The following is a 26259-nucleotide window of genomic DNA, read 5'->3' as shown; positions in this document are numbered from 1 at the left end:
AGGATCGCCTCGACGTCGTTCTCGAAGGAGCCGTCGGCGATCGACGACTTTGTCGTGTGGACCTTGGCGCCGCCGAGTTCCTCGGCGGTCACGACCTCGTTGGTGACGGTCTTCACCACGTCGGGGCCGGTCACGAACATGTAGCTCGTGTCGCGGACCATGAAGATGAAGTCGGTCATGGCCGGCGAGTAGACGTCGCCGCCCGCGCACGGTCCCATGATCACCGAGATCTGCGGGATGACGCCGGAGGCCATGACGTTGCGGCGGAAGACCTCGCCGTAGCCGCCGAGCGCGGCGACGCCCTCCTGGATGCGGGCGCCGCCGGCATCGAAGATGCCGATGATCGGGGCGCGCATCTTGAGCGCCATGTCCTGGACCTTCACGATCTTCTGGGCATGCGCCTCCGACAGGGAGCCGCCGAACACGGTGAAGTCCTTGGAGAACAGGAAGACGGTGCGGCCGTTGATGGTGCCCCAGCCGGTGACGACGCCGTCGCCGGGGATCTTCTGCTTCTCCATGCCGAAATCGGTGGAGCGGTGCTGCACGAACATGTCGAATTCCTCGAACGACCCGTGGTCGAGGAGGAGTTCGATCCGCTCGCGCGCCGTGAGCTTGCCGCGCTTGTGTTGCGCCTCGACGCGCTTCTCGCCGCCTCCGAGGCGGGCCTGCGCCCGACGCTGGTCGAGCTTGTCGAGGATATCCTTCATGGCTGTTCCCGCCCTTCCCGTGCCCGTGACCTGCGACCCGGATCGGGCCGGGTCCAAGCTTATGCGTTCACCGATCGAGCGCCCTTAGCACGCGCATTTCGGGTGGCAAACCGACGCGGCAGCCGACCTGATCAGACCTTCGGGGGAGGGAGGGTATAATGGTGGACGGTGCAGGGATCGAACCTGCGACCTTTCCCGTGTGAAGGGAACGCACTACCGCTGTGCTAACCGTCCGTACCGGCGTGCAGCCTGAGCGCACGCAAATCTGCCGCTCGCCCTCTGGGGCGTTCCGACCCGGTGGCGGGCCTTCTAGAGCGCGGCAGGCCGGCACGTCAAGCGCGGCAGATGATGTTCGGAAACAGCCGGACAATCATCCGGAAACGGCTCCGAAACCAGGGCCGCCGAGATCAAGCGCGATCGTCCCTGTTGGCAAGCTCGCCGTCCTGTACGCATGCGAGGTTGACAAGGCCGGCGCCCCGGTGCGCTGTGCGAGCATGCACGATGGGCCAGCGGGCACAAAACCCGGCAGCGACGTGACGGCGGAGGGCGCGGCGACGCAGAAGCGACCGCGCGTCGCGATCACTTACTGCACGCAGTGCAACTGGCTTCTGCGCGCGGCCTGGATGGCGCAGGAGCTGCTCTCGACCTTTCGTGACGACCTCGGCGAAGTCGCCCTCATCCCGGCCTCCGGGGGCACCTTCCGCATCGAACTGGGCGAGGTGCTCCTGTGGGAACGGGTGCGCGATGGCGGCTTCCCGGATGTGAAGGCGCTGAAGCAGCGCGTACGCGACTACCTCGACCCGGCGCGCGATCTCGGTCATATCGACCGGTCATGAGGCGAGGGAACGGCGACGAGCCTGCGGGGCGCCGCAGGCCGGGGACGGACCCCGCTTGAGTCCGGACCATCAGGCCGAGGGCGCAGGCGTCCCGGCGGTGATCCCCGCGCGCCGCTCGTGGCTGTCGCGGCGGCTGCACCGCTTCGGGCGCAGCGGGTTCTCGACGCAGGTCTATCTGATCGCGCTGGTGATCGCGCTGATCGGCCCGGGTCTGCTGTTCACCAGCATTCTGCTGATGCGCTATGCGTCCGCCGAGCGGGCGCGGTTCGAGCAGGATGCCCGCGAGAACGTCCGCGGCATCGGCCTCTCCCTGGACCGCGACACTGCCGGCCTGGTCTCGGTGCTGCAGACCCTGGCGACATCACCGCGGATCCGGCTGGGCGAATTCGAGGCGTTCGACGCCCAGGCGCGCCTCGTCCGCGAGTCGATCGACCTGGATGTGCTCCTGCGCCGGCCCAACGGTCAGGAAGTGGTGAATACCGGCGTCCCGCGCGGTGCGCCGATGCCGATGGTCGCGCTGCCCTTCGACCAGGACCTGGCCCGGGGCACGCAGCGCGCGATGGTCAGCGGCTACGTGCCGGGACCGACGCCGAGCGAGGCAACCTACGCGGTCGGCGTGCCGGTGATGATCGACGGCGAAGTCGGCTACATCCTGAGCTTCACCGTCCCCCTCTCCCGCCTTCAAGGCATCCTGTCCCGCGAGGTCGTTCCGGGTTGGACGACGGGGATCAGCGACCGGTCCGGCATCGTCCTGGCCCGGCTGCCCGATCCCGAGGCCGTGGTCGGCAAGCCGCGCCTCGCCAGCCTTCGCCAAGTGCAGTCGGCGACCACAGGCGTCTGGGAAGGCCAGGACCGCCAGCACAAGCCGGTGGTGGTGATCGAGGCGCGCTCGCGGCTGACGGGCTGGATGGTCGCCACGAGCATCCCTCAGGCTCTCGTCGATGCGCGGGTGCGGCGCTGGATCTGGGCCTTCGCCGGGTTCGGTCTCTTAGTGCTCGCCACCTCGTCGCTTCTGGCGGTGAATCTCTGGTCACGTGTCTCGCGTCCCCTGCGCCTGCTGGCCGCCTCCGGACCCGCGCTGGCCCGGGGCGAGGCGATCCCGCGCGTGTCGTCTCCGGTGCATGAGATCCAGCGGCTCGGCGCCGTGCTGTCGGAGGCGTCCCTCCGGCTGCGGACCCGCGAGGAGGAACGCGACCGGGCCCTCGCCGAGACCAAGCGCGGCTTGAGTGCCTTGAGCGAGAGCGAGGCGCGCTTCCGGCATATGGCCGATTCGGCGCCCGCCCTGATCTGGATGACCGACGAGACCGGGGCAGTCAGCTTCGCCAATCTTCATTTCGAGCACCTGTTCGGGTTGCCCGCCGCGCGATTCAACGACGACGGCTGGCACCAGATCGTCCATCCCGATGATCTGGAGGGCTTCCGCAGCGCCTTCACGAAGGCGTTCGAGGCCCGCATCCCGTTCCGCACGGAGGCGCGGGTGATCGACCAGACGGGGGCCGTGCGGTGGCTCCAGTGCGAAGGCGTTCCGCGGCTCGACGACGACCAGAACTTCCTGGGCTATACCGGCTGCAACATCGACATCACCGACACGAAGAATGCCGAGGAGCATCTGCTGCTCCTGATCCACGAACTGAACCATCGGGTGAAGAACACCCTGGCCACGGTGCAGTCGATCGCCGCGCAGTCGCTGCGCGGGCTGGAGGGCGCGGAGGCCGACGCGGCGCGCGCGGCGTTCGAGGCGCGCCTCCTGGCTTTGGCGCGGGTGCACGACGTGCTCACCCGGGAAAGCTGGGAGGGCGCGGAACTCTCCGCCGTCGTGGCGGACGCGATCCGGCCCCTGGAAGCCGGCGACGGCCGGGCCTCGCGGTTCAAGGTCGTGGGTCCGGCCCTGCGGCTGCCGCCACGGCTCGCCCTCTCGATCGCCATGGCGCTGCACGAACTCGGCACGAATGCCGTGAAGTATGGCGCGCTCTCGGCCGAGGGCGGCACGGTCGAGATCTCCTGGACCGTACGACGTGCGGAGGAGATGCAGCTCTCCCTCCGCTGGTCCGAACGCGGTGGACCGCCGGTGAAGAAGCCGACCCGGACCGGATTCGGCTCGCGCCTCATCGAGCGCAGCCTCGCCCGGGAACTCGCCGGTGAGGTTGTCCTCAGCTACGAACCGACCGGCGTCGTCTGCACCATCGATGCGCCGGTCCCGCCCCCGGGTCTGCTGGAGCGCAAGAGCGCGGCCGCGCCGACGCGGATCGCACCGCTCCCGCTCGCGGGATAGGCAGACGCATCTCGCCCTCGCGTCGGCGCCGTGCGGCACGCGCCCGACGCGACGGCGTCCAGCGCCGCGCTCCGGGGTCGCCTCGCCGCCCTTACGAAGCAGGCCGATGCAGCCTCGATCAGTGATACGGATCGGCCGCGTCGCGCAGCCCATCACCCATGAAATTGAAGGCCAGGACCGTCACCAGCACGGGAAGCACCGGCAGAAGCAGCCATGGGTAGAGCTGCACCGCCGCGAGATTCTGTGCCTCGTTGAGCAGCACGCCCCAGCTGGTCACCGGCGGCCTCAAGCCCAGCCCCAGGAAGGAGAGGGCCGTCTCGCCGAGGATCATGGTCGGGATCGACAGGGTCGCGGATGCGATCAGGTGACTCATGAAGTTCGGGATCAGGTGACGGCCGATCACCCGGGTGGGCGAGGCGCCCATCAGCTCGGCGGCCTGGACGAAATCCTCCTCGCGCAAAGCCAGGAGCTTGCCGCGCACCGCACGGGCGAGTCCGGGCCAGTCGAGCAGGCCGAGGATCACCGTGATGCCGAAGAAGATCAGCAGCGGGCTCCAGTTCGGCGGCAGTGCCGCCGACAGGGCGAGCCAGAGCGGAAGCTCGGGCAGGGAACGGATCACCTCGATGAGCCGCTGCACGGCGGCGTCGACGAGACCACCGAAATAGCCCGCGACGCCGCCGAAGAAGAGCCCGAGTGTGAAAGAGATCGCCACGCCGACGAGGCCGATGGTGAGCGAGATCCGAGCCCCGTAAATCATGCGGGAGAACAGGTCGCGCCCCAGTTTGTCGGTACCGAGGAGGAAAAGCGTGCCGTTCTTCGGCGGGCAGACGAAGTGCAGGTCGGCGTGGACGAGCCCGAGCCAGTCGTAGCCGTCGCCCCGGCAGAGGAACCGCAGCGGCTGCGGAGCGGACGCATCCACCTTGTAGTCGCGACGGAACGTGTCGAGATCGAGATGGGCGCGATAGGGATAGACGAAGGGCCCGACGAACCGGCCCTCATGGAACAGATGAACGCCCTGAGGCGGCGCGTAGAGGAAGTCGCCGTTGCGCCGGGCCTGCCCGTAAGGTGCCAGCTGCTCGACGAAGGGCACGGTGGCGTAGAGTGCGAGCAAGATCAGTGCCGAGGCCACGGCCAGACGGTGCCGCAGGAACTTGCGCAGGATCAGCCGCCAAGCGGAGGCCGTGGCGACCGGGCTCTCGGGCCGGGATTCCGGTTCGAACGGGGCCGGATCGACGAAATGTCCGGATGCGGGTCGCACACCGTTCATGGCGGGCCGGTTCATCGCAGGCCCATGCGGATGCGCGGATCCAGCCAGACCAGGATCAGGTCCGAGATCAGCATGCCGACGAGGGTCAGCGCCGCGACGAACATCAGGATGAACCCGGCCATGAACTGGTCCTGATTGCGCAAGGCTTCGAGGAGCAGCGGCCCGACAGTCGGCAGGCTGAGCACCAGGGAGACCAGTACCGAACCCGAGACGAGATGCGGCAACAGGTTGCCGATATCCGCCACGAACGGGTTAAGCGACATCCGGAACGGGTATTTCAGCAAGGCCTGCAGGGGCGGCAGGCCTTTGGCACGAGCCGTGACCGTATAGGGCTTGGCCAGCTCGTCGAGCAGGTTGGCCCGCATCCGCCGGATCATGGCCGCCGTGCCGCCGAGCCCGATTACCAGGGTCGGCACGATCAAGTGCGCCAGGAGCGAGCGGATCTTCTCCCAGGTCCAAGGCTGGTTGGTGAGCGCCGAATCGTAGAGGCCGCCGATCGACAGCCCGAACCAACGGTTGGCATAGAACAGCAGGATCAGCGCCAGCAGAAAACCCGGCACGGCGAGCCCGACATAGCCCAGCAGGGTCACGACGGCATCACCGGCCGTGTTCCGGTGCGTCGCCGAGTAGATCGCCGCCGGGATCGCCACGAGGTGGACGAACACCACCGCCGTCAGGTTGATCAGCAGGGTCAGCCACAGGGCATCGCCCACGACGTCGGCCACAGGCTTGTCGTACTCGAACGACCAACCCCAATCGCCCTGGAGCAGGCCGGAGAAGCCCACCGACCCGGGCATGACTCCGATCCACATCAGGTATTGCTGCCAGACCGGGCGGTCGAGCCCGTATTGCTGGATCAGCAACTCCGCCTTCGCCACGGAGCTGGCGTCGCCGGTGGCGCGCAGCTCCATGATCCGGTTGGTCAGGTAGTCGCCGGGGGGCAGCTTGATGATGATGAAGACGAGCGCCGAGATGACGAGCAGCGTCATCGCCATGGTGACGATCCGGCGGAGGATCTGAGTGATCACCGGACCTCCGCGCGCTTGTCGGCGCCGCTGTCCCAGAACAGCTCGTCGAGGCGCTGCACGCCGATCATCGCCGTCGGATCCCACGAATAGAGCGCGCGCTTCGGCAGGTTGATCAGGCGCTCCGCGCCGACCACGGGCTGGAGCGCCCCCGCCACCGTGCCGATCACCCAGGTGTTGTGCGCGTGGTTCATCAGCATCTCGCGCCAGATCGCGGCCTGCTTGCCGGCATCGTCGGTGTCGCGCCACTGCCGATCGAGATCGAGCAGGCGCCGCACCTCCGGGATGTCGCAGGGCTCCCCACTTTTGCCGCGGCTCTCGACGTTCATGCTCCAGAGCGGCCAGGAATAATGCTCCGGCTGAGCCGGACTAAGTTCCGTCGGCGGCATGATCGCGGTCGGGACCGCGAGGTCGAGCCCCTGGGCAGCGACCATGACGGTCAGGCCGCCGATGGAGCGGCGGTGCAGGTTGGTGCGCTCCTGCGGCTTGGTGATCAGGCGGATGCCGATCTCGCGCCAGAATTCGGTGATGAGTTGCAGCGCGTCGAGCACCATTTCGGCCTCGCCGTCGCTCTCCACCACGATCTCCAGGGGCTGCCCCCCCGGCAGCATTCGCGTGCCCGATCCGTCGCGACCGGTCAGGCCCACGGCGTCCAAGAGCTTCGCGGCCTGAGCCGGATCGTAACCGGCATTGAGGGTCCGCATCTCAGGCTCGAAGAGCGCGCTGTCCGACACGATCGTGTCGTTGCCTTCGGTACCGAGCCCGAACAGCAGCGTGTTGTTCAGCGTCCGGCGATCGATGGCGAGCGACAGGGCGTGCCGATAGCGCACATCACGGTTGAGCTGCCGCCAGGCCGGATCCGCCGTGGTAAGGTTTGGATAGAGGGCGATCTCCGAACCACGGGCCACGGGCCACAGATTGGTGCGGTAGCGATGCGCAGCCTCGCCCTCCTTGAGGCTCGGAATGTCGGGCATCGACAGCCCGCGGAACATCAGATCCGCCTCGCCGGCATTGGTCTTGGCGACCAGAAGGCCCTGGGAGGCCACATCCATCACGATGGTGTCGACGTAGGGCAGCTGCGTGCCGGCCGTGTCGACCCGGTGGTAGCTGCGGTTGCGCTCGAACCGGAACCGGGTCGCCGGCGAGCGGGTCCGCGGCACCCAGCCCTGCAGGGTGGGGCAATCCGGATTGTTCAGTTCGTAATTGTCGTCGAGGCGATTGTGCAGCGCTGCCCAGCCGCGAAGCTTGAGCGCCTTGGCCTTCGCGTCGGCGGCGTCCTTGCCGATGTAGCGGGCGTGAAATGGCTTTAGGTAATGCGACGGCCGGTAGATCAGCGGATCCCGCGGTGCCGCCAGAGCAGGCAGGAACATCGGGTTCGGACGGTCCCAGCTGTAGCGGACGGTGACCGGGTCGAGGAATTCGACCTGGGGAAGCTTGCCGTCGACCCGGAAAAAGGTCGGGGGGCCGTCGGGGTTCAGCGCCTTCTCGTTGGCGACATCCTCCCAGTAGTAGCGGAAATCCTCCGTGGTGAACGGATGGCCGTCCGACCAGCGATGTCCCTGACGCAGGGTGAAGGTGAAACGGCCGCCCTCGACATCGACCCGCTCCAGCACGTCGGGCCGCAGGTTCAGGTCGGCGTCGTAGCCGATGAGGCGGCTATAGCCGTAAACCGACAGGTAGCGGACGTCCCGGGCCTTCGCGATCAGGGTCCGGATCGTGCCGCCCCTTGTCCCGAGACGACGTCCGTGGGCGGCGAGGTCGGCGAGGTAGGGGGTGGTGGGCGGACCAGGTGCGTCCGGCGGCGTATCCGCGAAGGCCCGAGACGGCGCGCGCGACCAGGTCAGGGTGGCGCCGAGGCCGGCAAGAAGGGCGCGCCGGGAGACGGTGGTGTCGCGCTCGCCTCTGTCGGGGAGGGGGGCGGGGGTCCCGTTCCGGATATCCCGCACACTCATGAGCCACCCCGCAGCGTCACCGAGGTCAGCCGCGCCGGCGAGTAGCCCGTGGCCCGGTGCAGATCGTCGAAGGCATGCGACCGGAGGATCAGGCCGGCCGCCTGACGGACAAGGGCGTCATCCACCGGCTGCTCGAAGTGGCGGCCGTTCCGGGTCCAGCGGATCGGCTCCGGACTCCGTTCGGGGCCGGTGATCATCGCGATAGTCGGATGCGCGGGGCCGCCATGGGCGTGGATCCGGTGCGCGGCCGCGTCGTCGTCGAAGAGCAACCGGGTCAGGCCGCGGGCCTGAGCCTCCACGACGCGTCGGCCCTGGGCCACGTGGTCGTCGAAGAACGCCACCGTCCGCGCCGGATCGAGCAGGGACCAGTCGGCCGTCGACCAGTCCGCGGTACTGTAGCGCGCCAGCCGGTCGCGGTACTGCAGTCCCGACAGGTCCGGATCGTGGCAGAAGATCTGCGCCTGCGGGCACGCCTGCCGGATCACCCAGGTGGTGAGGCCGCGGAACACCCCCGACTCGATGACGAAATCTGGCCTTAACGCCCGCATTGCGACGTAGAGTTGCAGCGCGCCGTTGAAGCCGCTACCGCCGCGGCGCTGCCGGACGGGGGCGGTGGGGATCAGCGCCCAGAACGCCCGGACCTGTTCGAGCACAGCGCCGTCCGGGACGAGACCGGCCGCGGCGAGATCCCGTTCCAGGATGGCGGCGGCAGATTCGAGAAGCGTCGCCACCTCGCGCGGCGAGGTCGGCCGGTGGCTCCAATCGGGCGCGGCCGGGACGAGGTCGTAGCCGAGACGATCGAAGAGGGGCGACAGCACCTTGCGGCGCAGGCGCTCCAGCATCACGGGTGGCCGGGCCTGCATCACGCGGCCTCCGCCGCGTGGGCGGCGCCGAAGCGCACCCGGTGCCCGGTCTCGACCGCGCGCATCGCACCGGCCTCGTCGGGGGCCAGACGGAACGGGTCTTCCCAGCGCGCCGGGTCGTTCTGGTCACCCGCCACAGCCGCGAAATCGAGAGGGTGGTCGAGGCTCGGATCCGGCACGGCGGCGAGCAGCGCCCGCGTGTAAGGGTGGACGGGACGGCGGAACAGGGCGGCGCGGGGAGCCTCCTCGACGATGCGCCCGCGGCACATCACGCTGATGGTATCCGCCATGTAGTCGATCACTGCCAGATTGTGGGAGACGATGAGATAGGAGAGGCCGAGCGCCGCCTGGAGATCCTTGAGCAGATTCAGGATCTGTGCCTGGACCGAGACGTCGAGGGCCGAGACCGGCTCGTCGAGCACCAGCAGCCGCGGCTTCGGTGCGAGGGCCCGGGCGATGCCGATGCGCTGCCGCTGCCCGCCCGAGAAGGCGTGGGGATAGCGGCTGAGACCGTTGGGCTCCAGGCCGACCATCGCCATCAGGGCGCGGCAGCGCTCCCGCCGTTCCGCTGCCGGCACGCCATGGATCTCCATCGGCTCCGACAGGATCTGCCGGACGGTCATGCGCGGATCGAGGGACGCGTAGGGGTCCTGGAACACGAACTGGACCGTGCGGCGATAGGCGAACAGCGCATCGCCGCTCAAAGCGTGGACGTCCCGAGGGCCGCTGCCGTCATCGAACAGGATCCGGCCGGAATCCGGCCGGAGCGCCCGCATGATCATCTTCGAGACGGTGGTCTTGCCCGACCCCGATTCGCCGACGAGCCCGAGCGTCTGGCCGGCCGCGAGGCGCAGGGAGACGTCGGAGACCGCATGAACGATCCGCGGCTTCTGCCACAACCGTCCAGCGCGCAGGGTGAAGCTCTTGCTTACCCCCTCCACCTGGAGAAGCGGCCCCGTCAGCGGCGCGGGACTCTGGCCTTTGGGGATCTCGGCCCGGGCGGGACGGATCGGCGTCAGCCGCTCGCCGGGTGCCATATCGAAGCGCGGCACCGCATGGAGAAGCGCCCGGAGATAGGCATGGCCCGGCGCACGCATCACCGTGTCGCGCGGGCCCGACTCGACGAGGCGGCCGCGATACAGGACGGCCACGTCGTGTGCGATGTTGGCGACCACGCCGAGATCATGGGTGATCAGCAGAATCGCCATCCCGGTCTCGTCCTGGAGGCGGGCCAGCAGAGCAAGGATCTGCGCCTGGGTCGTGACGTCGAGCGCGGTTGTCGGCTCATCGGCGACCAGGAGGGCGGGCTTCAGGATCAGCGCCATCGCGATCATGGCCCGCTGGCGCAGTCCCCCGGACAGCTCGAACGGATAGGTCCGAAGGGCACGGTGCGGATCGGGGAAGCCGACCCGGGCCAACGCGTCCTCGGTCCGCGCATCCGCCTCCTTGCGATCCGCCCCCGTGTGGAGGCGAAGCGCCTCGCCGATCTGATCGCCCACCGTATGCAGAGGCGACAGGCAGGTCATCGGCTCCTGGAAGATCATGGCGATGCGCTGGCCGCGGATCGCCCGCATCGCCTCGCCCTCGGCAGACAGCCGGGCGATGTCGATCTCCATTTCGCCCTCCCGGAACAGGATCCGGCCGCGGCTGATGGCGGCGGCGGGCGGCAGGATCCGGAGGATCGCCTGGGCGGTCACCGATTTTCCCGAGCCGGACTCGCCGACCAGGGCGAGGGTCCGGCCCTGGAAGACGTCGAGGGACAGGCCGTGGAGCGCCTCGAACGGTCCAGTCTCCGTACGGAACGCGACGGCGAGGTCGCGGATGGACAATAGCGGGCTCAACCCGTCCTCGCGATCTGTGAAGCCTGAGACTTAGATGCCGTCGGGCGCATGTCCATCGCGGCGGTGCCGAAGTGCTCCCGAGGATCCAGGATCTGTATCGCCGGATGCCTGAGGAGATACGCCAGGAGCGTCGCGACGAAGGTCCAGATCGCCGCGTCGTGGACGCGGTGATGGGTCAGCAATCCGATCGGCTGCTCCGGCGCCCGGATGATCTCGGCGGCGAGGCCGCACAACAGCGCCTCCGGAGCACGCAGGGACCGGCTGCCGCGCCAATCGATCGGGTCGAGCGTGGCGTCGAGCCGGCGCAGGCCGGGAATCGGCGGACCGGGCACGGCCGAGAGGCCCCGGTAGCCGAGATCGGGCAGAGCGGCGGCGAGATCCGGCGCGAGGCGGTTCCAGGGAGGCACGAAGACGGGCAGAACGCTCGCCTCCGGCAGCCGCTCCCGGGCGATCCGCAGGCCGGCAGCGGCCTCTGCGATCCGCGTCTCGAGGGACCGGTGCACACCGAATTCCGCCTGCCTCTCGCCCGGTGGGGCGTGGTTGCGATGGGCCAAGCCGTGGACGGCGACACACATGCCCGACGCCGTTTCGAGCCGCCGCTGGAGCGAGAGCTCGATTCCGTCTGGGATCGCCGCCAGCAGCAGCGGCATGCCGTGCGATTCGGAGAGCCTGATGAGCCGGTCGAGCGCCGGGCTTCCCGCAACGGCATCGTCGTCACGCCAGAACAGCGGCACGCGCAGGCCCCGCGCCGCCACGGCGTCCAGGGCGCCGCGGACGGCCCCGAAAGCGGAATCGGAGAAAGGAATGCGTGCGCGCCGCGCCCGGCCGTCTTCGTGCAAGGTCTCCACCAATACGACCGTGCGCCGGGCACCGTCGAGATCGATGCCGTGCGGGCCGGGCGCAGGCGCGGCGCTCTGCGCCTCGATCGCCGCCAAGAGGGTCTCGGCGGTCAGCGCCGCTTCCGGCAGCACCCGGCCGAGACCGCGGGCGGCGAGGCGCTCGGCGCGAAGACGCTGCTCGGTCTCGCCACCGGCCTCGAAGGGGACCAGCACGGCGGGCGTACCGGTGGCGAGGAGATCGATGGCCGTGTTGTAGCCGCACTGGCTGACCGACAGAGCGGCGCGGGCCAGGAGGGCGCGGTAATCGGGCCGGGCCCGGCCGAGGATACCGGGCGCCAGACCTTGGCCGATCCCGGACAACGCGGCCTCGGGCACGCCGTGGCCGGCCAGGATCCGCCAGCCGAGAACCGGCCGTTGCCGCGCCGCCTCGGCGGCCGCACGGAGCAGAAGCAGCCCTGCGGGCCCGGATCCGGCCGCAACCAGTATGCCCGCGCGGCGGGAGGCTGGCGCGGCCTCGGTGCCTTCGTCCACGTAGCCGGTGTAGCGGATCTTCGCGGCCGTGCCGGCGTCCACGGGCCAGGAGGCCTCAAGGGGCGCGAGGGCCGGATCACCGTGAACCAGGACGGCGTCGTAGAGTTTCGCGACGCGCGCATGCACCTCGGCGATGCGCGCAGGCTTCGTCGAGGCCACGAGGATGTCGCGCACGGAGGCGAGCACGAGCGGACGCGGCCGGCGTTCGTGGGCGGCTTCCACCAGCGCCAGGAACTCTGATGCCAGGGCGCGCCGGCCGAACGGGAACAGCTCGGTGATGATCGCGTCCGGTGCGAAAGCCCTGAATGCCTCGATCAGGAGCGCGCGCCGGCGCGCGAGTAGCGCGGCATCGGCTGGTCGTCCGTCGGGCTTGAGAAGCGTCGAGAAATCCGTGCCGGCGATCCGGAGCGGCGGGAGCTGCACGAAGCGGAGCCCTTCGTGGCGGACCATCGGCGCCGGGACGCCACCCGAGATCAGCATGGCCTCGTGACCGGCTGCCGCAAAGGCGCGGGCCAGGGCCGCGGCACGCGTGAGATGCCCCGCCCCGAGCAGATGCGTGACCGCAATCAGGACGCGCACGCGGACAGCTCCGGTTCGTGGGCGGCCGAATCCGGCATCAGTCCCGCGGAGGCGCGCAGCCGACCGGCGATCAGCGCGATGGCGGCCTCCTCGGAGAAGTCATGCACGAGTCGTACCCGGGCGGCTGCGCCGAGCCGGTGACGGAGGGCCGGATCGCCCGCAAGCCGAGTCAGGGCCGCGGCAAGGGGCGCCGGCTCACCCGGTGGAACGAGAACGCCGTGAACGCCGTCGGCGATGAATTCCGGAGTCCCGGCGAAAGCGGTCGCCAGGATCGGAAGCGCTTGGCTCGCCGCCTCCATCAGCACGTTCGGCAAGCCGTCGCGGTCGCCGCCGGGAGCGGGCTTTGTCGGCAGAACGAAGAGGTCGGCCGCCCGCATGGCTTCGACCACCGCGGGTTGCGCAAGGGCGCCCCGGAAGCGGATACGCTGCGCGAGGCCGCTGGCCCCGACCCGCGCCTCCAGAGCTGCCCGCAATTCACCGCCGCCGATCAGATCAAGTTCCCAATGCAGGTTGGGCGGCAGAGAGGCCAGGGCGTCGATCAGGTCGTCGTGCCCCTTCTTGGCGACGAGCCGCCCGACGCAGAGGAGCCGGAAGGGGCGGGCCGGATCCGTCCCATCGCGCGGTTCACGCATCGGCGGCGGGCCTGGGAACCGGGTGAGGTCGAGCCCGTGATAGGCAAGCAGCGTCCGGCCGGGCGCGAGGGCCTCCAGGCGAGCGAGCCCGTCGCGGGTGCAGGTCACCCCCCATGCGGCGTCGCGCAGCTTCTCGGTCAGTTCCCAATCGGGCGTTGTCCAGATGTCCTTGGCATGCGCCGAGAAGCTCCACCGGCGCCCGGTCAGCAGCGCCGCGTAGCGGGCGACGCTGGCTGGGGTGTGCAGGAAGTGGACATGGATATGGGCGACATCCGCCGGCAGCTCCCGGGCGAGGACCAGGGCCTGCCCGAGACGACGTATCCGCGATACCGTCGGATCGCGTCGAAAGTCCCGGGCGAACACTGCGAGGAGTGCGGGCAGGCGCCGACGCCGGAGCGCGGTACCGAGACCGCGGAGCACCCGTAACGGCGCCTCGTGCAGGTATTCGGGCAGATAGGCGGCCTCCGCCCGGACCTGCATGTGCATCGGGTGGCGCGCCCGGTCGGTCGGTCGGCGCAGGGACCAGATCTCCAGAGGCAGGCCGCGCCGTTCCAGTGCCAGCAACTCCTGCGCGATGAAGGTCTCGGAGAGCCGCGGATAGCCCTTCAGCACCACGGCGACGCGATTGGTGCTCACGAATAGGCCTTTAGGAACGGCCCGGCTTCCGTATCCGCGCTGCCGCGCGCCGTCAGCGCCTGGACCCGGCGGGCGACCACGTCGAGACCGTCGAGCAAGCCCGGGACCAGCACAAGCGACGGCGGGTCTTGGTCCGGGAGGGCGCGGAGCGCGGCGGCCATGCGCTCGGGCGTTCGGCCGTCGGCCTCCATGAGCACCCGTGCGAGGCCGAGCCGCTCGGCAGCGAGCGCCCGGATCGCCTGTTCTCGCCTCGGCTCGGTCCGGGGCACGAGGATCGTGCGCCGGTCGAAGGACAGGATTTCGCAGAACGTGTTGTAGCCGCCCATGGCGACCACGCCGGCGGCCTTGCGCATCAGGAACTCGATTTCACTATCGAAGGTGATGGCTGCGATCCGACCACCGAGCCCGCGGATGCGATGCGCGAAGCCGTCGCGCGTTCCGGCGTCGAGGAAGGGACCGAAGGCAATGAGCGCGGGCAGCGGGATTGCGGCATCGGCCTCATAGGCGGCGATCACCCAGTCGATGAGGGCGGCACCGTCGCCACCGCCGCCCGGCGTGACGAGGATGAACGCGCCGTTGGCGATGGCGGGCTCCTCGCGGCCGGCGCGGCACTCCGGAAGGTCGCGGCGGAGATAGCCGGTGTAGATCAGGCGCCCCTCGACCTGGGCGGCCATCGCGGGCTCCATCGGCAGCGCGGCCAGTGGCTGGTGGATGCGGCTCAGCCCGTAGACCCAGATCTCGTCGTAGAAGCGGGCCATCGTCTCGGCGGCACCCTTGCGTTCCCATTCGGGCACGAGGCGGTCGGCATCGTCGAGGACGTCGCGCAGACCCAGGACCAAGCGGATGTCGCGTTCGGCGGCGCCCTCCAGCACCGGCAGCAGCTCGCCGTGGAACCCGGCCGGCTCCTTGTCGACGATGATCAGGTCGGGGCGGAACGCACCGCAGGCCTGGGCGATGATCGCGGATCGCTGCTCAACGGTACGCGCGAGGGGAGTCGCCTGGTCGAGGCTGGCGTAGTTGCCGTCGGCGAACTTGGTCACGGGCGGCAGCCGGACCGTCCGGACGCCCGGCGCGAAGGCGAAGCGATCGACCACCGGCGAGCCTGAGACGATCATCGCCCGAGCCCCGCGGTTGCATGCGACAACCGCGTTGGCGATCGCCCGCGACCGGCGCAGATGCCCGAGCCCGAAGGTGTCGTGGCTGTAGATCAGGACGCGCGGGGCCGATGACGCCTCGTCCAGTCGCATCGATATGACCGCCCCGGTTGACGGCGCGAGGATCGCAGCCGCCGCCCTCTTGCACAAGCCGGGCCGAGCCGCAAACAGCCCTGTTAACGGGCCCGGAACCGCACGCGCTTAGATTCTGGCGAAACCCGGATGCGGAACCCGTCCGTCATGTCTGCGCACATCCAGACCCGCGCGCCGGGCCCATTGGCCGCACGCGCTGCCGCGCTGCAGGCTGATCTCGCGAGCCTCCTGAGCAGCGACGCCCGCCTGTTCGCCTTTGCCAAGCGCGCCGCCTGGGTGCTCGTCCCGTTCGGCCTCGCCATGGTCGTCCTGGTTTACGGCACCGGGCCGGAGCCGCGGCGAAACTGGTACGGCGATCCCCTCGGCAACGACTTCGTCCAGGTTTGGGTCGCCGGCCGCTCCGCCCTGGAGGGGCGGGGGGCCGAACCCTACGATCTGCCGGTGCACCTGGCGGACATGAAGGCGGCCTTCGGACAGGACTGTCGGTTCGCTTGGCACTACCCACCGGTGTTCCTCCTGCCGGCAGCCGCCATGGCGCTGATGGAGCCGCAGCCGGCCTACCTGCTCTGGACTGCGCTCTCGCTTGCCCTATTCGCATTGGCGATGCGCGTAGCAGCCGGCCGCATGGATGTGGCCTTCGTCGCGCTCGCCCACCCCTTGGTGCTCAGCAACCTCGCCTACGGCCAGAACGGCCTGTTCACCGCGTCGCTTCTGACCCTCGGCGCGGTGCTGGTCGACCGGCGCCCCCTGCTGGCCGGGCTCTGCTTCGGCCTCCTGGCCTACAAGCCGCACTTCGCGGTCCTGGCGCCGCTGCTCCTGCTGGTGACCGGCCGGCGAGACTGCCTGGCGGCCTGCCTTTCGACGGTGTTGACCCTCTGTCTCGCCTCGCTCGCGCTCTTCGGGACGGGGCCGTGGGTCAGCTTCTTCGCCACCCTCGGAGATACGAATCGGATCATCCTGCAGAGCGCCGCCGCGGGCCTGGACCTCAATGCCAGTGCGTTCGGAGCCGTGCGCCTGCTCGGCGGCTCAATGGCCGCCGCCTGGGCGGCGCAGGCGCTGGTCGCCGTGCTGGCGCTCGGTCTGGCCTGCCAGGCTTGGCGCCGGCTGACCGACCCCGCACTTCGCGCCGCCGTGCTGGTCGCCGTCGCACCTCTGCTGTCGCCATACCTGCCGGTCTACGACCTCGCGCCGGTCGTCCCGGCTACCTTGCTGCTGGCCCTGGTCGCCTATCGGGCGGGCGGGTTGCGAACGCACGAACGCGTCCTGCTCTGTAGCGCGCCGCTTTTCGCGGTTACCCGCGAGGCGGCGGCGCTGACCGGCTTTCCCCTCGGCTTCGTGCTGTGCCTGGCAACCCTCGCTTGCATTGCCGATCGCCTTCGACCGCAGATCGACTCGGCGGACCAGCGCACGGCCGGGACCGGCGGCGTCGACGTGTAGCGCCTCACGGGGCCAGCGGCCGCGGGATCCGGAAGGGCAGCATGAGCCGCACGAGCGGATTGCGGAACCGGTCGAGAGACACGCTCTCGTGCATGGCCCGGACCGGCTCGCCGCCCAACGTCGAGGCGAGCAGCGAGCGGGTGTAGAACGGCGTGTCCTCGTACGTCGCCAGCACGCGCGACCGACCGCCGTCACTGCGGGTCTCGCGCGGCATCCGCCAGACGCGTGTCGCCGGGAGCGCCGCGGCCGGCGGCGGCCGGAGATCACGGCGGCTGCCGTCGGCGGAGAATCGAAGCGACAGGTTCTGGCCGCCGCCGTCGCGGTGCTGGACGTCGTACAGGATCGCAGCACCGTCCTGCAGATCGGCCCGGGACCACGTCCATCGGGAGAAAGCGGCCTCCAGCGCTTCGTCGCCGTCATTCGTGTCGAAATAGCCGCTGCCGTTCCAGCGGAGGTCGGGCTGATCGAAGGTGACTTCGACTCGCGAGGACGGCGCCATCGGCCACCAGCGGTGCCGGCCGGATCGGTCGAGATGAAACGGACCCGCCGTGAATCCGCGCGGTTCGAGGCGGACCGTGCCGCGGATCCGGCGGGGCAGGGGTGCCCCGCGCTCGTCGATCCGCACCGTCAGGGCCGTGCCGTCCCAGTGCATGGCGCTCGGTCCCACCGCGATATGGTCGGCGCTCCGCGACAGGCTGGCGGCGCGGCGCTCCGTCATCGCGAAGCGGCCGCGGTCGCCGTACAGCACCACGTTCATGGCGCAATGGGCATAGGGGTCCTTCTCGGCGCTCCAGGCATAATAGGGTGAGAACACGCAGCCGATGAACGCGATGATCGTCAGGCCCTGGCGGCCGTCGTCGCTTACCGCATCGACGTACCACCACGCGTAGCCACCACGCGCGACCGCGCCGTCGAATCGCGGTCGTCCAGGATCGCTGCCGCTGCCAGCCGACCTGATTGCGCCGCCATCGGCACGCCCGGCCCGGGATGGATCGAGCCCCCCGCCAGGTAGAGGCCCGGAAGAGCCGTGCGCGCGCCCGCGCGCTTGAACGTCGTCGCCCAGCCCTGCGCCGCCCGCCCGTAGAGAGCTCCCCCCGTCCCGGGAAACAGGGCGTCGAAGTCCCGCGGGGTCGTCATGACCGCCGACGAGGTGAAGTCCAGGGCGAGCCCGCAGGCCTGCACCCGACGGATCAAATTCCTCTCGCATGTCTCGGTCTCCGACGGCGTGAGCGGTTTCTCCCGGCCATCCGCCGGTGCGTTGACGAGCATGAGCAGGCGTTCCGATCCCTGCGGCGCGGCACCCGCCGCGTCCCGATCCTGAGCGCAGATGTAGACGGTCGGATCGTCGGGCAGGCGACGGGCGCGCAGGAGCGCGTCGAATTCGGACCGGTAGTCGCGCGAGAAGAACACCGTGTGGTGCGCCAGCGGGAATCCGGTGGCGACTGCCTCGGCGCAGATCGTGACCGCAGAGAGCGAGCGCTCGCCGGGCGCGAGATGCTCGCCGGCAGCGGAGGCTTCGGTCCCGAGCAGGCCGGCGCCGAGGGCGGCGCAATCGGCGTTGCAGACGACCCGGTCGGCAGCGACCACCGTGCCGTCCGTGAGGCGCACGCCAATGACGCGGCCGCCTCCGGTGAGGATACGCTCGACCTCCGCACCGTAGCGGAGCATCGCGCCCCGCTCCGCGGCGAGATCGGCCACAGCCCGCGCGAGCCCGCTGAGCCCCCCTGCGACGGTCCAGACGCCCGCCTGCTCCACATGGGCGACGAGCATCAGGGTCGCCGGCGCGGTGAAGGGCGAGGCGCCGCAATAGGTGGCGTAGCGTCCGAACAGCTGGAGCAACCGCGGATCGCGGAAATACGCGCCCAGTGCCGACCAGAGCGTGGTGAAAGGCTGGATCCGCCAGAGATCGCCGAGGCCCGACAACCCCACCCGCTGCGCGAGCCCGGCGGGACCCGTCCGGCCCTCGCGGATGAACGGACCCTCGAGGGTCCGGTAGACCTCGGCCGAGCGAGCGCAGAACCGCCGGTAGCCATCAGCCTCGCGCGAACCCGCGAAGGTGGCGATCGCCTCGGCCGATGCCTCGATGTCGGCGAAGAGATCGAGGCGTTCGTCCCGGCTCCAGGCATGACGAGCGAGGAGGTGCGCCGGTGCCAGCGAAACCCGTTCGGCGAGTTGCGCGCCGCAATCCGCGAACAGCTCCTCGAAGACCCAACGCATCGTGAAAAGCGTCGGACCGGCCTCGACGGCGCGGTCTCCGACCGGAACGGCGCGCATCTTTCCACCAGGACGGGACGCGCGTTCCAGAACGGTCGTATCGAATCCGGCATGGGCCAGCCGCAGAGCGGCGGCAAGGCCACCGATCCCGGCTCCGATCACGACGACGCGTTCCTGCGCCACGCTCGCTCCGCGTTCTCCCCGAGAACGGGATTGATCTCCTCCCCGCGAAGTGTCAATAAGAAATGACACTTGTTGCTGACAACCGATCTCAACACGGGAGGCAACGCATGGATTCGGGCCGGCGGATCGAGATGGCGCTGGATCGCGCCGTCGCCTACGCGGAGGCGCCCGGCGCGCCGCCCCTTCTCGCGGAAGCGCTGCGATACGCGGTGTTCCCCGGCGGACACCGGATTCGTCCCCGCCTATGCCTATCGGTCGCCCGCGCCTGCGGCGACGATAACCCGGCCGGCTCCGAAGCGGCCGCGGCAGCCATCGAGATCCTGCATTGCGCTTCGCTGGTCCACGATGACCTGCCATGCTTCGACGATGCGCCGATGCGGCGGCAGAAGCCCTCCATCCACGTCGCATTCGGCGAACCCATCGCCGTCCTGACCGGCGATGCGCTGATCGTTCTCGCCTTCGAAACCCTGGCCCGCGCCACCTTCCGTCATCCCGCGCGGCTCGGTCGCCTCGTCGGCCTTCTCGGCCGCGCCGCCGGGTCTCCGTCGGGCATCGCTGCGGGGCAGGCCTGGGAATCGGAGGCTCATGTCAGCCTGAGCGACTACCAGCAGGCGAAGACCGGCGCCCTGTTCGCCGCCGCCACCGTCGCCGGCGCCGCCGCGGCGGGAGCCGAGCCTGAGCCCTGGCGGCGCCTCGGCGAATGCCTGGGCGAGGCCTATCAGGTCGCCGACGACCTGCGGGACGTCGCCTGTCGGCAGGAGGAGATCGGCAAACCCGCCGGACGTGACGCGACGCTGGGACGTCCAAACGCCGCCGCGCTTCTGGGGACAGGAGGCGCGCTGGATCGCCTGTCCCGGCTGACCCGCGAGGCGGTGGCGTCGATCCCGGCCTGCCCGGGTATGGCCGCCCTGACCGCCGAGATCGAGGCGCAGGCGCGGCTGTTCCTGCCCGCGAGCCTGCGGGCGGTGGTGGCCTGAGCGCCGGATCGCTCCCCGGCTCCGGCACGGTGCCGCCTGTCCCATCCTCTTGGGCAGACAGGTGGCTCGCATGGCGCAACCGCCTCGTCGCGAGGCCCGGCTTCCAGCGCTGGGCCTCAGGCTTCCCGCTCACCCGCCATATCGCCCGCCGGAACACGCGCGCGCTGTTCGACCTCTGCGCGGGCTTCGTCTACGCGCAGGTTCTGACCGCCTGCATCCGCCTCGATCTGTTCGCGATCCTGGCCGATGGACCAGTGCCGGTCGATATCTTGGCACGTCGGCTCGACCTCACGCCGGACAGGACGCGGCGCCTGCTGCGCGCCGCCGAGTCCCTCGGGCTGTTGCGCGCGCTGTCGGGAGATCGTTTCGGGCTGGCCGATCTGGGAGCCGCGCTCGTCGGCAATCCCGGCATCGCCGCCATGATCGAGCATCATGCGCTCCTCTACGCCGATCTCGCGGATCCGGTCGCGTTGCTGCGCGGACAGGCGCAGCCCACCCGCCTCGCGGGCTACTGGCCCTATGCCGCGGGCGTGGCGGGCGACGGGCGCACAGTTGCACCCTACAGCGGCCTGATGGGCGCTTCGCAGGCATTGATCGCCGAGGACGTGCTCGACGCCTGCGATCTCTCGCGGGCCCGGCACCTCATGGATGTCGGCGGCGGCGAAGGCGCCTTTCTGCAGGCGGTCGCGGCGCGGCACGCAGCGCCCCGCCTGACCCTGTTCGACCTGCCGGCCGTTGCCGATCGTGCTGCCGCTCGGCTGGGGCAATCAGGCCTCGGCGAGAGGATCACCTGCCGCGGCGGCGACTTCCACAGCGGCCTGCCCTCGGGCGCCGACATCATCTCCCTGGTACGGATCGTCCACGATCATGATGACGAGGCTGCGCAGGCGCTCCTCAGGGCGGCCTATGCGGCGTTGCCGCCGGGCGGCACGCTGCTGATCGCCGAGCCCATGGCCGGAACGCCCGGCGCGGAGCCGGTCGGCGACGCCTATTTCGGCTTCTACCTCCTGGCGATGGGCTCCGGTCGACCACGCCGCGCCGAGGAACTTCGCGCGATGCTCGGGGCGGCAGGTTTTACTGCCACGCGTGAGCATTCAACCCGGCGCCCCCTGCTCACGCGGGTGCTGCAAGCCCAAAAAACAGCCTCAGAAATGTAAGTGTCGCTTGACGCTGACTTGTGTCTATCTAGGATGACACATAGCGGCTCCAAACCGGAGAGAGTCGCAGCACAAAGGGTGGATGATTCCAGCCATGGACGCCCTGGCCGTCATTCTGGAAAACCCGGAGCAGCTCTCGGTTCAGCGCCTGGCGCTGACGCCGCCCGGTGAGGCGGACGCGGTTGTGGCCGTTTCCTGGAGCGGGATCAGCACCGGCACCGAGCGCCTGCTCTGGTCCGGCCGGATGCCACCCTTCCCGGGCATGGGGTACCCGCTCGTTCCGGGCTACGAATCCGTGGGGACCGTCGTGGAGGCGGATACCGGCGCCTCGGTCCGGGTCGGCCAGACGGTGTACGTCCCGGGGGCACGCTGCTTCGGCTCCGTCCGCGGCCTGTTCGGGGGCGCGGCCTCCCATCTGGTAGCCCCGGCCGCCCGCCTCGTGGCGGTGGATGAAGCCCTGGGCGAGCAGGCCTGCCTCCTGGCCCTCGCCGCCACGGCCCATCGTGCCCTCGGACGCCTCGCGCCTGGCGCAACGCCGCTCATTGTCGGGCACGGTGTGCTCGGCCGCCTGCTCGCCAGGCTGACGGTGGCAGCGGGCGCCGCGCCCACCGTCTGGGAGACCGACCCCGTCAGGGCCGCGGGAGAACACGGCTACACCGTCGTCGCGCCCGACGCGGATCCGCGCCGCGATTACGCGACGATCACGGATGTCAGCGGGAACGCCGCCGGCCTCGACGCCCTGATCGCCCGCCTGGCGACGGGGGGCGAGATCGTCCTCGCCGGGTTCTACGAGGCGCCCCTCAGCTTCGCCTTCCCGCCCGCCTTCATGCGCGAGGCCCGGATCCGGATCTCCGCCGAGTTCCGGCCCGAGGACACGGCGGCGGTAACCCGACTGATCGAGAGCGGCCGGCTCTCCCTCGACGGACTGATTACCCACCGTGCCCCGGCAGCACAGGCCCAGGACGCCTACCGCACCGCCTTCGCGGACCCGGGCTGCCTGAAGATGATCCTCGACTGGAGGGACGCCGCGTGAACGTTCAGCTCAACAAGGCCGCCCTGTCCCAAGCGACCCAGCTCCGCGCCGAGGCCGCGATCGAGCCCGATGCCGTCGCCACCGCGCCGGTGAAGAAAGAGACGCAGATCATCGCGATCTACGGCAAAGGCGGCATCGGCAAGTCGTTCACCCTCGCCAATCTCAGCTACATGATGGCCCAGCAGGGCAAGAAGGTCCTGCTGATCGGCTGCGACCCGAAGAGCGACACCACCTCGCTCCTCTTCGGCGGCAAGGCCTGCCCGACGATCATCGAAACCTCGACCAGGAAGAAGCTCGCCGGCGAGGCGGTCGCGATCGGCGACGTCTGCTTCAAGCGCGACGGCGTCTACGCCATGGAGCTCGGCGGCCCCGAGGTCGGGCGCGGCTGCGGCGGGCGCGGCATCATCCACGGCTTCGAGCTTCTCGAAAAACTCGGCTTCCACGAGTGGGGCTTCGACTTCGTCCTGCTCGACTTCCTCGGCGACGTGGTCTGCGGCGGCTTCGGCCTGCCGATCGCCCGGGACATGTGCCAGAAGGTGATCGTCGTCGGCTCGAACGACCTGCAATCGCTCTACGTCGCCAACAACGTCTGCTCGGCGGTGGAGTATTTCCGCAAGCTCGGTGGCAATGTCGGCGTCGGCGGTCTCGTAATCAACAAGGACGACGGCACCGGGGAGGCGCAGGCCTTCGCGGAGGCCGCCGGCATCCCGGTTCTGGCCTCGATCCCGGCCGACGAGGATATCCGCCGCAAGAGCGCGAATTACGAGATCATCGGCCGGCCGGAGAGCCGCTGGGGCAGCCTGTTCTCGGATCTTGCCGCCAACGTCGCCGACGCCGCGCCGCATCGCCCGACGCCGCTCACGCAGGACGGGCTGCTTGGCCTGTTCTCCAGCGATGTTACGGGCCGGGATGTGGTGCTGGTTCCGGCCACCCACGAGGACATGTGCGGCGTGGCCCACGTGACCAAGCCCTCCCTCGAAGTCGTGTACGACGAGGTCTGACGCGCATGGCCGTCTCCCTCGACATCGCCGATCTACGCGCCCGCAAGGCAGCGCCATCCATCGACACCGCCGCCACGAAGGGCGACGGGCTCGGCTGCCATGCCGGCAAGGACGCGATGGTGGCGGCCGCGGAAGCTGCCGGCATGTCAGAGACCCTGGCGCAGCTCCGTGAGGATTACCCGCAGGGTCCGCACGACCAGCCGCAAAGCATGTGCCCAGCCTTCGGCTCGCTGCGCGTCGGCCTGCGCATGCGGCGCACGGCGACGATCCTGTCGGGCTCGGCCTGCTGCGTCTACGGCCTGACCTTCACGTCGCATTTCTACGGCGCCAGGCGCAGCGTCGGCTACGTGCCGTTCAATTCGGAGACGCTGGTCACCGGCAAGCTGTTCGAGGACATCCGCGAGGCTGTCCACGCCACCGCCAAGCCGGAGGAGTACGACGCCGTCGTCGTCATCAACCTCTGCGTCCCGACGGCGTCCGGCGTGCCGCTGCGCCTGCTGCCAAAGGAGATCGATGGCGTCCGCGTGATCGGCATCGATGTGCCGGGCTTCGGCGTGCCGACCCATGCCGAGGCCAAGGACGTCCTGGCCGGCGCGATGCTGAAGGTCGCCCGCGCGGAAGCCGAGCAGGGACCCGTTGCGGCGCCGCGCGGTGGCCGTTCCGAGCGCCCGAGCGTGGCGCTCCTCGGCGAGGTGTTTCCGGCCGATCCGGTGGTGATCGGATCGCTCTTGGAGCCGCTTGGGCTGTCAGCCGGCCCGGTGGTGCCGACCCGCGAATGGCGCGAACTCTACGCGGCCCTCGACTGCGCCGCGGTGGCAGCCATCCACCCGTTCTACACGGCCTCGATCCGCGAGTTCGAGGCGGCGGGCCGCCCGATCGTCGGCTCGGCCCCCGTGGGCGTTGACGGCACCGCCGACTGGCTCGACCGGATCGGCGACGCCTGCGGCGTCGCCCGCGGCACCGTCGAGGCGGCCAAGAACCGGATCCTCCCCGGCATCCGCGGCGCGCTCGGCGCGATGCCGATCAAGGGTCGGATCACGCTCTCCGGTTACGAGGGCTCGGAGCTGCTGGTGGCGCGCCTCCTCGTCGAGAGCGGTGCCGAGGTTCCCTACGTCGGCACGGCCTGCCCGCGCACCCCGTGGTCGGAGGCGGACCGCGATTGGCTGGAGTCTCGCGGCACCGAGGTGCGCTACCGGGCGTCACTGGAAGACGACCTCTACGCCTTCGAGTCGCTCAAGCCCGACCTCGCCATCGGAACGACGCCGGTGGTGCAGCGGGCCAAGGAGCATGGCACGCCGGCCCTCTACTTCACCAACCTGATCTCGGCGCGCCCGCTCATGGGCGCGGCCGGTGCCGGATCGCTCGCCACGGTGATCAACGCCGCGCTCGGCAACAAGGCGCGGTTCGACGCGATGCGCGACTTCTTCGAGGGCGTCGGCACCGGCCATGCCGCCGGTGTCTGGCAGGAGGTGCCGCAGAAGCGCCAGGGGCCGAAGATCGAGGGTCCCAAGAAGCCGATCGGGGAGATGGCGTGATGCTGATCCTCGATCACGACAGGGCCGGCGGCTACTGGGGCGCGGTCTACGTCTTCACCGCGATCAAGGGCCTTCAGGTCGTCATCGACGGTCCCGTCGGCTGCGAGAACCTGCCGGTGACCTCGGTGCTGCACTACACCGACGCGCTGCCGCCGCACGAGTTGCCAATCGTCGTCACCGGCCTCGCCGAGGAGGAGTTGGGCCGCCACGGCACCGAGGGCGCGATGAAGCGCGCCCACGCGACCCTCGATCCCGGCCAGCCCAGCGTGGTGGTCACCGGCTCGATCGCCGAGATGATCGGCGGCGGCGTGACGCCGGAGGGGACCGGCCTCCAGCGCTTCCTGCCGCGCACCATCGACGAGGATCAGTGGCAGGCGGCCGACCGGGCCATGCGCTGGCTCTGGCAGGAATACGGGGCCAAAAAATTCGCCAAGAAGGGCATTCCGGCCCGGCCGGAGAAGAAGCCCGGCGAGAAGCCGCGGGTGAACCTGATCGGCCCGGCCTACGGCACGTTCAACATGCCCTCCGACCTCGCCGAGATCCGGCGGCTGGTGGAGGGGATCGGCGCCGAGGTGAATCTGACCTTTCCCCTCGGCGCGCACCTCGCCGACGTACCGAAGCTCGTCAACGCCGACGCCAATGTCTGCCTCTACAGGGAGTTCGGCCGCCTCCTCTGCGAGGATCTGGAACGCCCCTACCTGCAGGCGCCGATCGGCATCCTGTCGACCACCAAGTTCTTGCGCTCGCTGGGCGAAATCCTCGGTCTCGACCCCGAACCGTTCATCGAGCGCGAGCGCCACACCACGATCAAGCCGGTCTGGGATCTCTGGCGGTCGGTGACGCAGGACTTCTTCGGGACGGCAAGCTTCGGCATTGTCGCCACCGAGACCTACGCGCGGGGCGTGCGCCACTTCCTCGAAGACGAGATGGGCCTGCCTTGCCACTTCGCCTTCGGGCGCTCGGCCGGGCTCAAGCCCGACAACGCCGCCGTGCGGGCGGCGATCGCCACGAGGTCGCCGCTGGTGCTGTTCGGCTCGTTCAACGAGCGGATGTACCTCGCCGAGTGCGGTGCCCGGGCCACCTACGTCCCGGCCTCGTTCCCCGGGGCCATCATCCGGCGGCACACCGGGACGCCCTTCATGGGCTACGCCGGGGCGACCTACCTCGTCCAGGAGGTCTGCAACGCCCTGTTCGATACCCTCTTCCACATCCTGCCGCTCGCCCGCGACATGGACAAGGTCGAGGCGACCCCGGCCCGGCGCCACGCCGAGCTGCCTTGGGATGAGGCCGCCCGGCAGGCGCTCGACGCCCTGGTCGAGGCCCAGCCGGTGCTCGCCCGCATCTCGGCCGCCAAGCGCCTGCGCGACGCCGCCGAGCGCGCCGCCCGCGACGCCGAATCCGAGGCCGTCGCGCCCGCCCACGTGGCGCGGGCCCGGGCCGATCTCGCCGGGGGGATCCCGGCATGACCCGCCTCACCGTTTCACCCAGAGGAGAC

20 protein-coding genes and 1 tRNA gene are annotated in these 26259 nt (G+C 70.0%); 9 read left to right on the top strand and 12 right to left on the bottom strand.

Annotated features, from left to right (window positions below):
• The coding region (locus tag BLT59_RS10875; RefSeq protein ID WP_280141048.1) for an acyl-CoA carboxylase subunit beta at positions 1-707 on the bottom strand (707 nt) is incomplete at its 3' end.
• A 159-nt stretch (positions 708-866) separates the two neighbouring features.
• Positions 867-941: transfer RNA gene (locus BLT59_RS10870), tRNA-Val, on the bottom strand.
• 260 nt (positions 942-1201) lie between these two features.
• Between BLT59_RS10870 and BLT59_RS10865 the strand changes: the two genes are divergently transcribed.
• A complete protein-coding gene (locus BLT59_RS10865) occupies positions 1202-1543 on the top strand; it encodes an Rdx family protein (RefSeq protein ID WP_091779292.1) in 342 nt (113 codons plus the stop codon).
• Between the two features lie 55 nt (positions 1544-1598).
• Entirely contained in the window at positions 1599-3815 is a 2217-nt protein-coding gene (locus BLT59_RS10860) for a sensor histidine kinase (protein WP_091779290.1), read from the top strand.
• A gap of 118 nt (positions 3816-3933) precedes the next feature.
• On the opposite strand, the gene BLT59_RS10855 is transcribed toward BLT59_RS10860, so the two are convergent.
• From BLT59_RS10855 to BLT59_RS10820, 8 genes are read right to left on the bottom strand one after another with little or no spacing between them, the layout of a single operon-like run.
• Positions 3934-5082 carry an ABC transporter permease gene (locus BLT59_RS10855; protein WP_091779333.1) on the bottom strand — a complete coding sequence of 383 codons (1149 nt, stop codon included), beginning with the start codon at positions 5080-5082 and terminating at the stop codon, positions 3934-3936.
• A gap of 11 nt (positions 5083-5093) precedes the next feature.
• Positions 5094-6110, bottom strand: coding sequence for an ABC transporter permease (locus tag BLT59_RS10850; RefSeq protein WP_091779288.1), 1017 nt, complete (start codon positions 6108-6110; stop codon positions 5094-5096).
• Positions 6107-8059 carry an ABC transporter substrate-binding protein gene (locus tag BLT59_RS10845; protein WP_091779287.1) on the bottom strand — a complete coding sequence of 651 codons (1953 nt, stop codon included), beginning with the start codon at positions 8057-8059 and terminating at the stop codon, positions 6107-6109. The genes BLT59_RS10850 and BLT59_RS10845 overlap by 4 nt, the downstream gene beginning before the upstream one ends.
• A complete protein-coding gene (locus tag BLT59_RS10840; RefSeq protein ID WP_091779284.1) occupies positions 8056-8922 on the bottom strand; it encodes a serine/threonine-protein kinase in 867 nt (288 codons plus the stop codon). Before BLT59_RS10840 ends, BLT59_RS10845 begins: the two co-directional genes overlap by 4 nt.
• Positions 8922-10763, bottom strand: a complete 1842-nt coding sequence (locus BLT59_RS10835) for an ABC transporter ATP-binding protein (RefSeq protein WP_091779282.1) — start codon at positions 10761-10763, stop codon at positions 8922-8924. The genes BLT59_RS10840 and BLT59_RS10835 overlap by 1 nt, the downstream gene beginning before the upstream one ends.
• Entirely contained in the window at positions 10760-12712 is a 1953-nt protein-coding gene (locus BLT59_RS10830) for a glycosyltransferase (RefSeq protein ID WP_091779280.1), read from the bottom strand. The genes BLT59_RS10835 and BLT59_RS10830 overlap by 4 nt, the downstream gene beginning before the upstream one ends.
• A complete protein-coding gene (locus BLT59_RS10825; RefSeq protein WP_091779278.1) occupies positions 12700-13980 on the bottom strand; it encodes a glycosyltransferase family 4 protein in 1281 nt (426 codons plus the stop codon). Before BLT59_RS10825 ends, BLT59_RS10830 begins: the two co-directional genes overlap by 13 nt.
• The gene (locus BLT59_RS10820; protein WP_091779276.1) at positions 13977-15227 is read right to left on the bottom strand and encodes a glycosyltransferase family protein; all 1251 of its coding nucleotides are present in this window, start codon (positions 15225-15227) and stop codon (positions 13977-13979) included. Before BLT59_RS10820 ends, BLT59_RS10825 begins: the two co-directional genes overlap by 4 nt.
• A 147-nt stretch (positions 15228-15374) precedes the next feature.
• Here BLT59_RS10820 and BLT59_RS10815 point away from each other — a divergent pair, with 147 nt between their 5' ends.
• Complete coding sequence (locus BLT59_RS10815) at positions 15375-16664, top strand: glycosyltransferase family 87 protein (RefSeq protein WP_091779273.1); 1290 nt, start codon at positions 15375-15377, stop codon at positions 16662-16664.
• A 4-nt stretch (positions 16665-16668) separates the two neighbouring features.
• Here BLT59_RS10815 and BLT59_RS10810 read toward each other — a convergent pair whose 3' ends face one another.
• Both BLT59_RS10810 and crtD read right to left on the bottom strand, forming a co-directional pair.
• Positions 16669-17478, bottom strand: coding sequence for a carotenoid 1,2-hydratase (locus BLT59_RS10810; protein ID WP_244513937.1), 810 nt, complete (start codon positions 17476-17478; stop codon positions 16669-16671).
• 47 nt (positions 17479-17525) lie between these two features.
• Positions 17526-19061, bottom strand: a complete 1536-nt coding sequence (crtD, locus tag BLT59_RS10805) for a 1-hydroxycarotenoid 3,4-desaturase CrtD (protein ID WP_091779271.1) — start codon at positions 19059-19061, stop codon at positions 17526-17528.
• 107 nt (positions 19062-19168) lie between these two features.
• On the opposite strand from crtD, the gene BLT59_RS10800 reads away from it, so the two are divergent.
• From BLT59_RS10800 to bchZ, 6 genes are all read left to right on the top strand, one after another.
• Positions 19169-20038, top strand: coding sequence for a polyprenyl synthetase family protein (locus BLT59_RS10800; protein ID WP_091779269.1), 870 nt, complete (start codon positions 19169-19171; stop codon positions 20036-20038).
• A gap of 29 nt (positions 20039-20067) precedes the next feature.
• Complete coding sequence (locus BLT59_RS10795; protein WP_091779267.1) at positions 20068-21195, top strand: methyltransferase; 1128 nt, start codon at positions 20068-20070, stop codon at positions 21193-21195.
• A 94-nt stretch (positions 21196-21289) separates the two neighbouring features.
• On the top strand, positions 21290-22228 hold the full coding sequence (bchC, locus tag BLT59_RS10790; protein ID WP_091779264.1) for a chlorophyll synthesis pathway protein BchC: 939 nt from the start codon (positions 21290-21292) through the stop codon (positions 22226-22228).
• Complete coding sequence (locus tag BLT59_RS10785) at positions 22225-23229, top strand: chlorophyllide a reductase iron protein subunit X (protein ID WP_091779262.1); 1005 nt, start codon at positions 22225-22227, stop codon at positions 23227-23229. The genes bchC and BLT59_RS10785 overlap by 4 nt, the downstream gene beginning before the upstream one ends.
• A gap of 5 nt (positions 23230-23234) precedes the next feature.
• On the top strand, positions 23235-24764 hold the full coding sequence (gene bchY / locus BLT59_RS10780) for a chlorophyllide a reductase subunit Y (RefSeq protein ID WP_091779260.1): 1530 nt from the start codon (positions 23235-23237) through the stop codon (positions 24762-24764).
• The gene (bchZ, locus tag BLT59_RS10775; protein WP_091779258.1) at positions 24764-26230 is read left to right on the top strand and encodes a chlorophyllide a reductase subunit Z; all 1467 of its coding nucleotides are present in this window, start codon (positions 24764-24766) and stop codon (positions 26228-26230) included. The genes bchY and bchZ overlap by 1 nt, the downstream gene beginning before the upstream one ends.
• The last annotated feature ends 29 nt before the right edge of the window (positions 26231-26259 follow it).

It is taken from the genome of Methylobacterium sp. UNC378MF, from assembly GCF_900103195.1.
Taxonomy (GTDB): Bacteria; Pseudomonadota; Alphaproteobacteria; order Rhizobiales; family Beijerinckiaceae; genus Methylobacterium.
The sequence above is the reverse complement of the archived record's forward strand: the minus strand, read 5'-3'. Positions and strand labels throughout refer to the sequence as shown.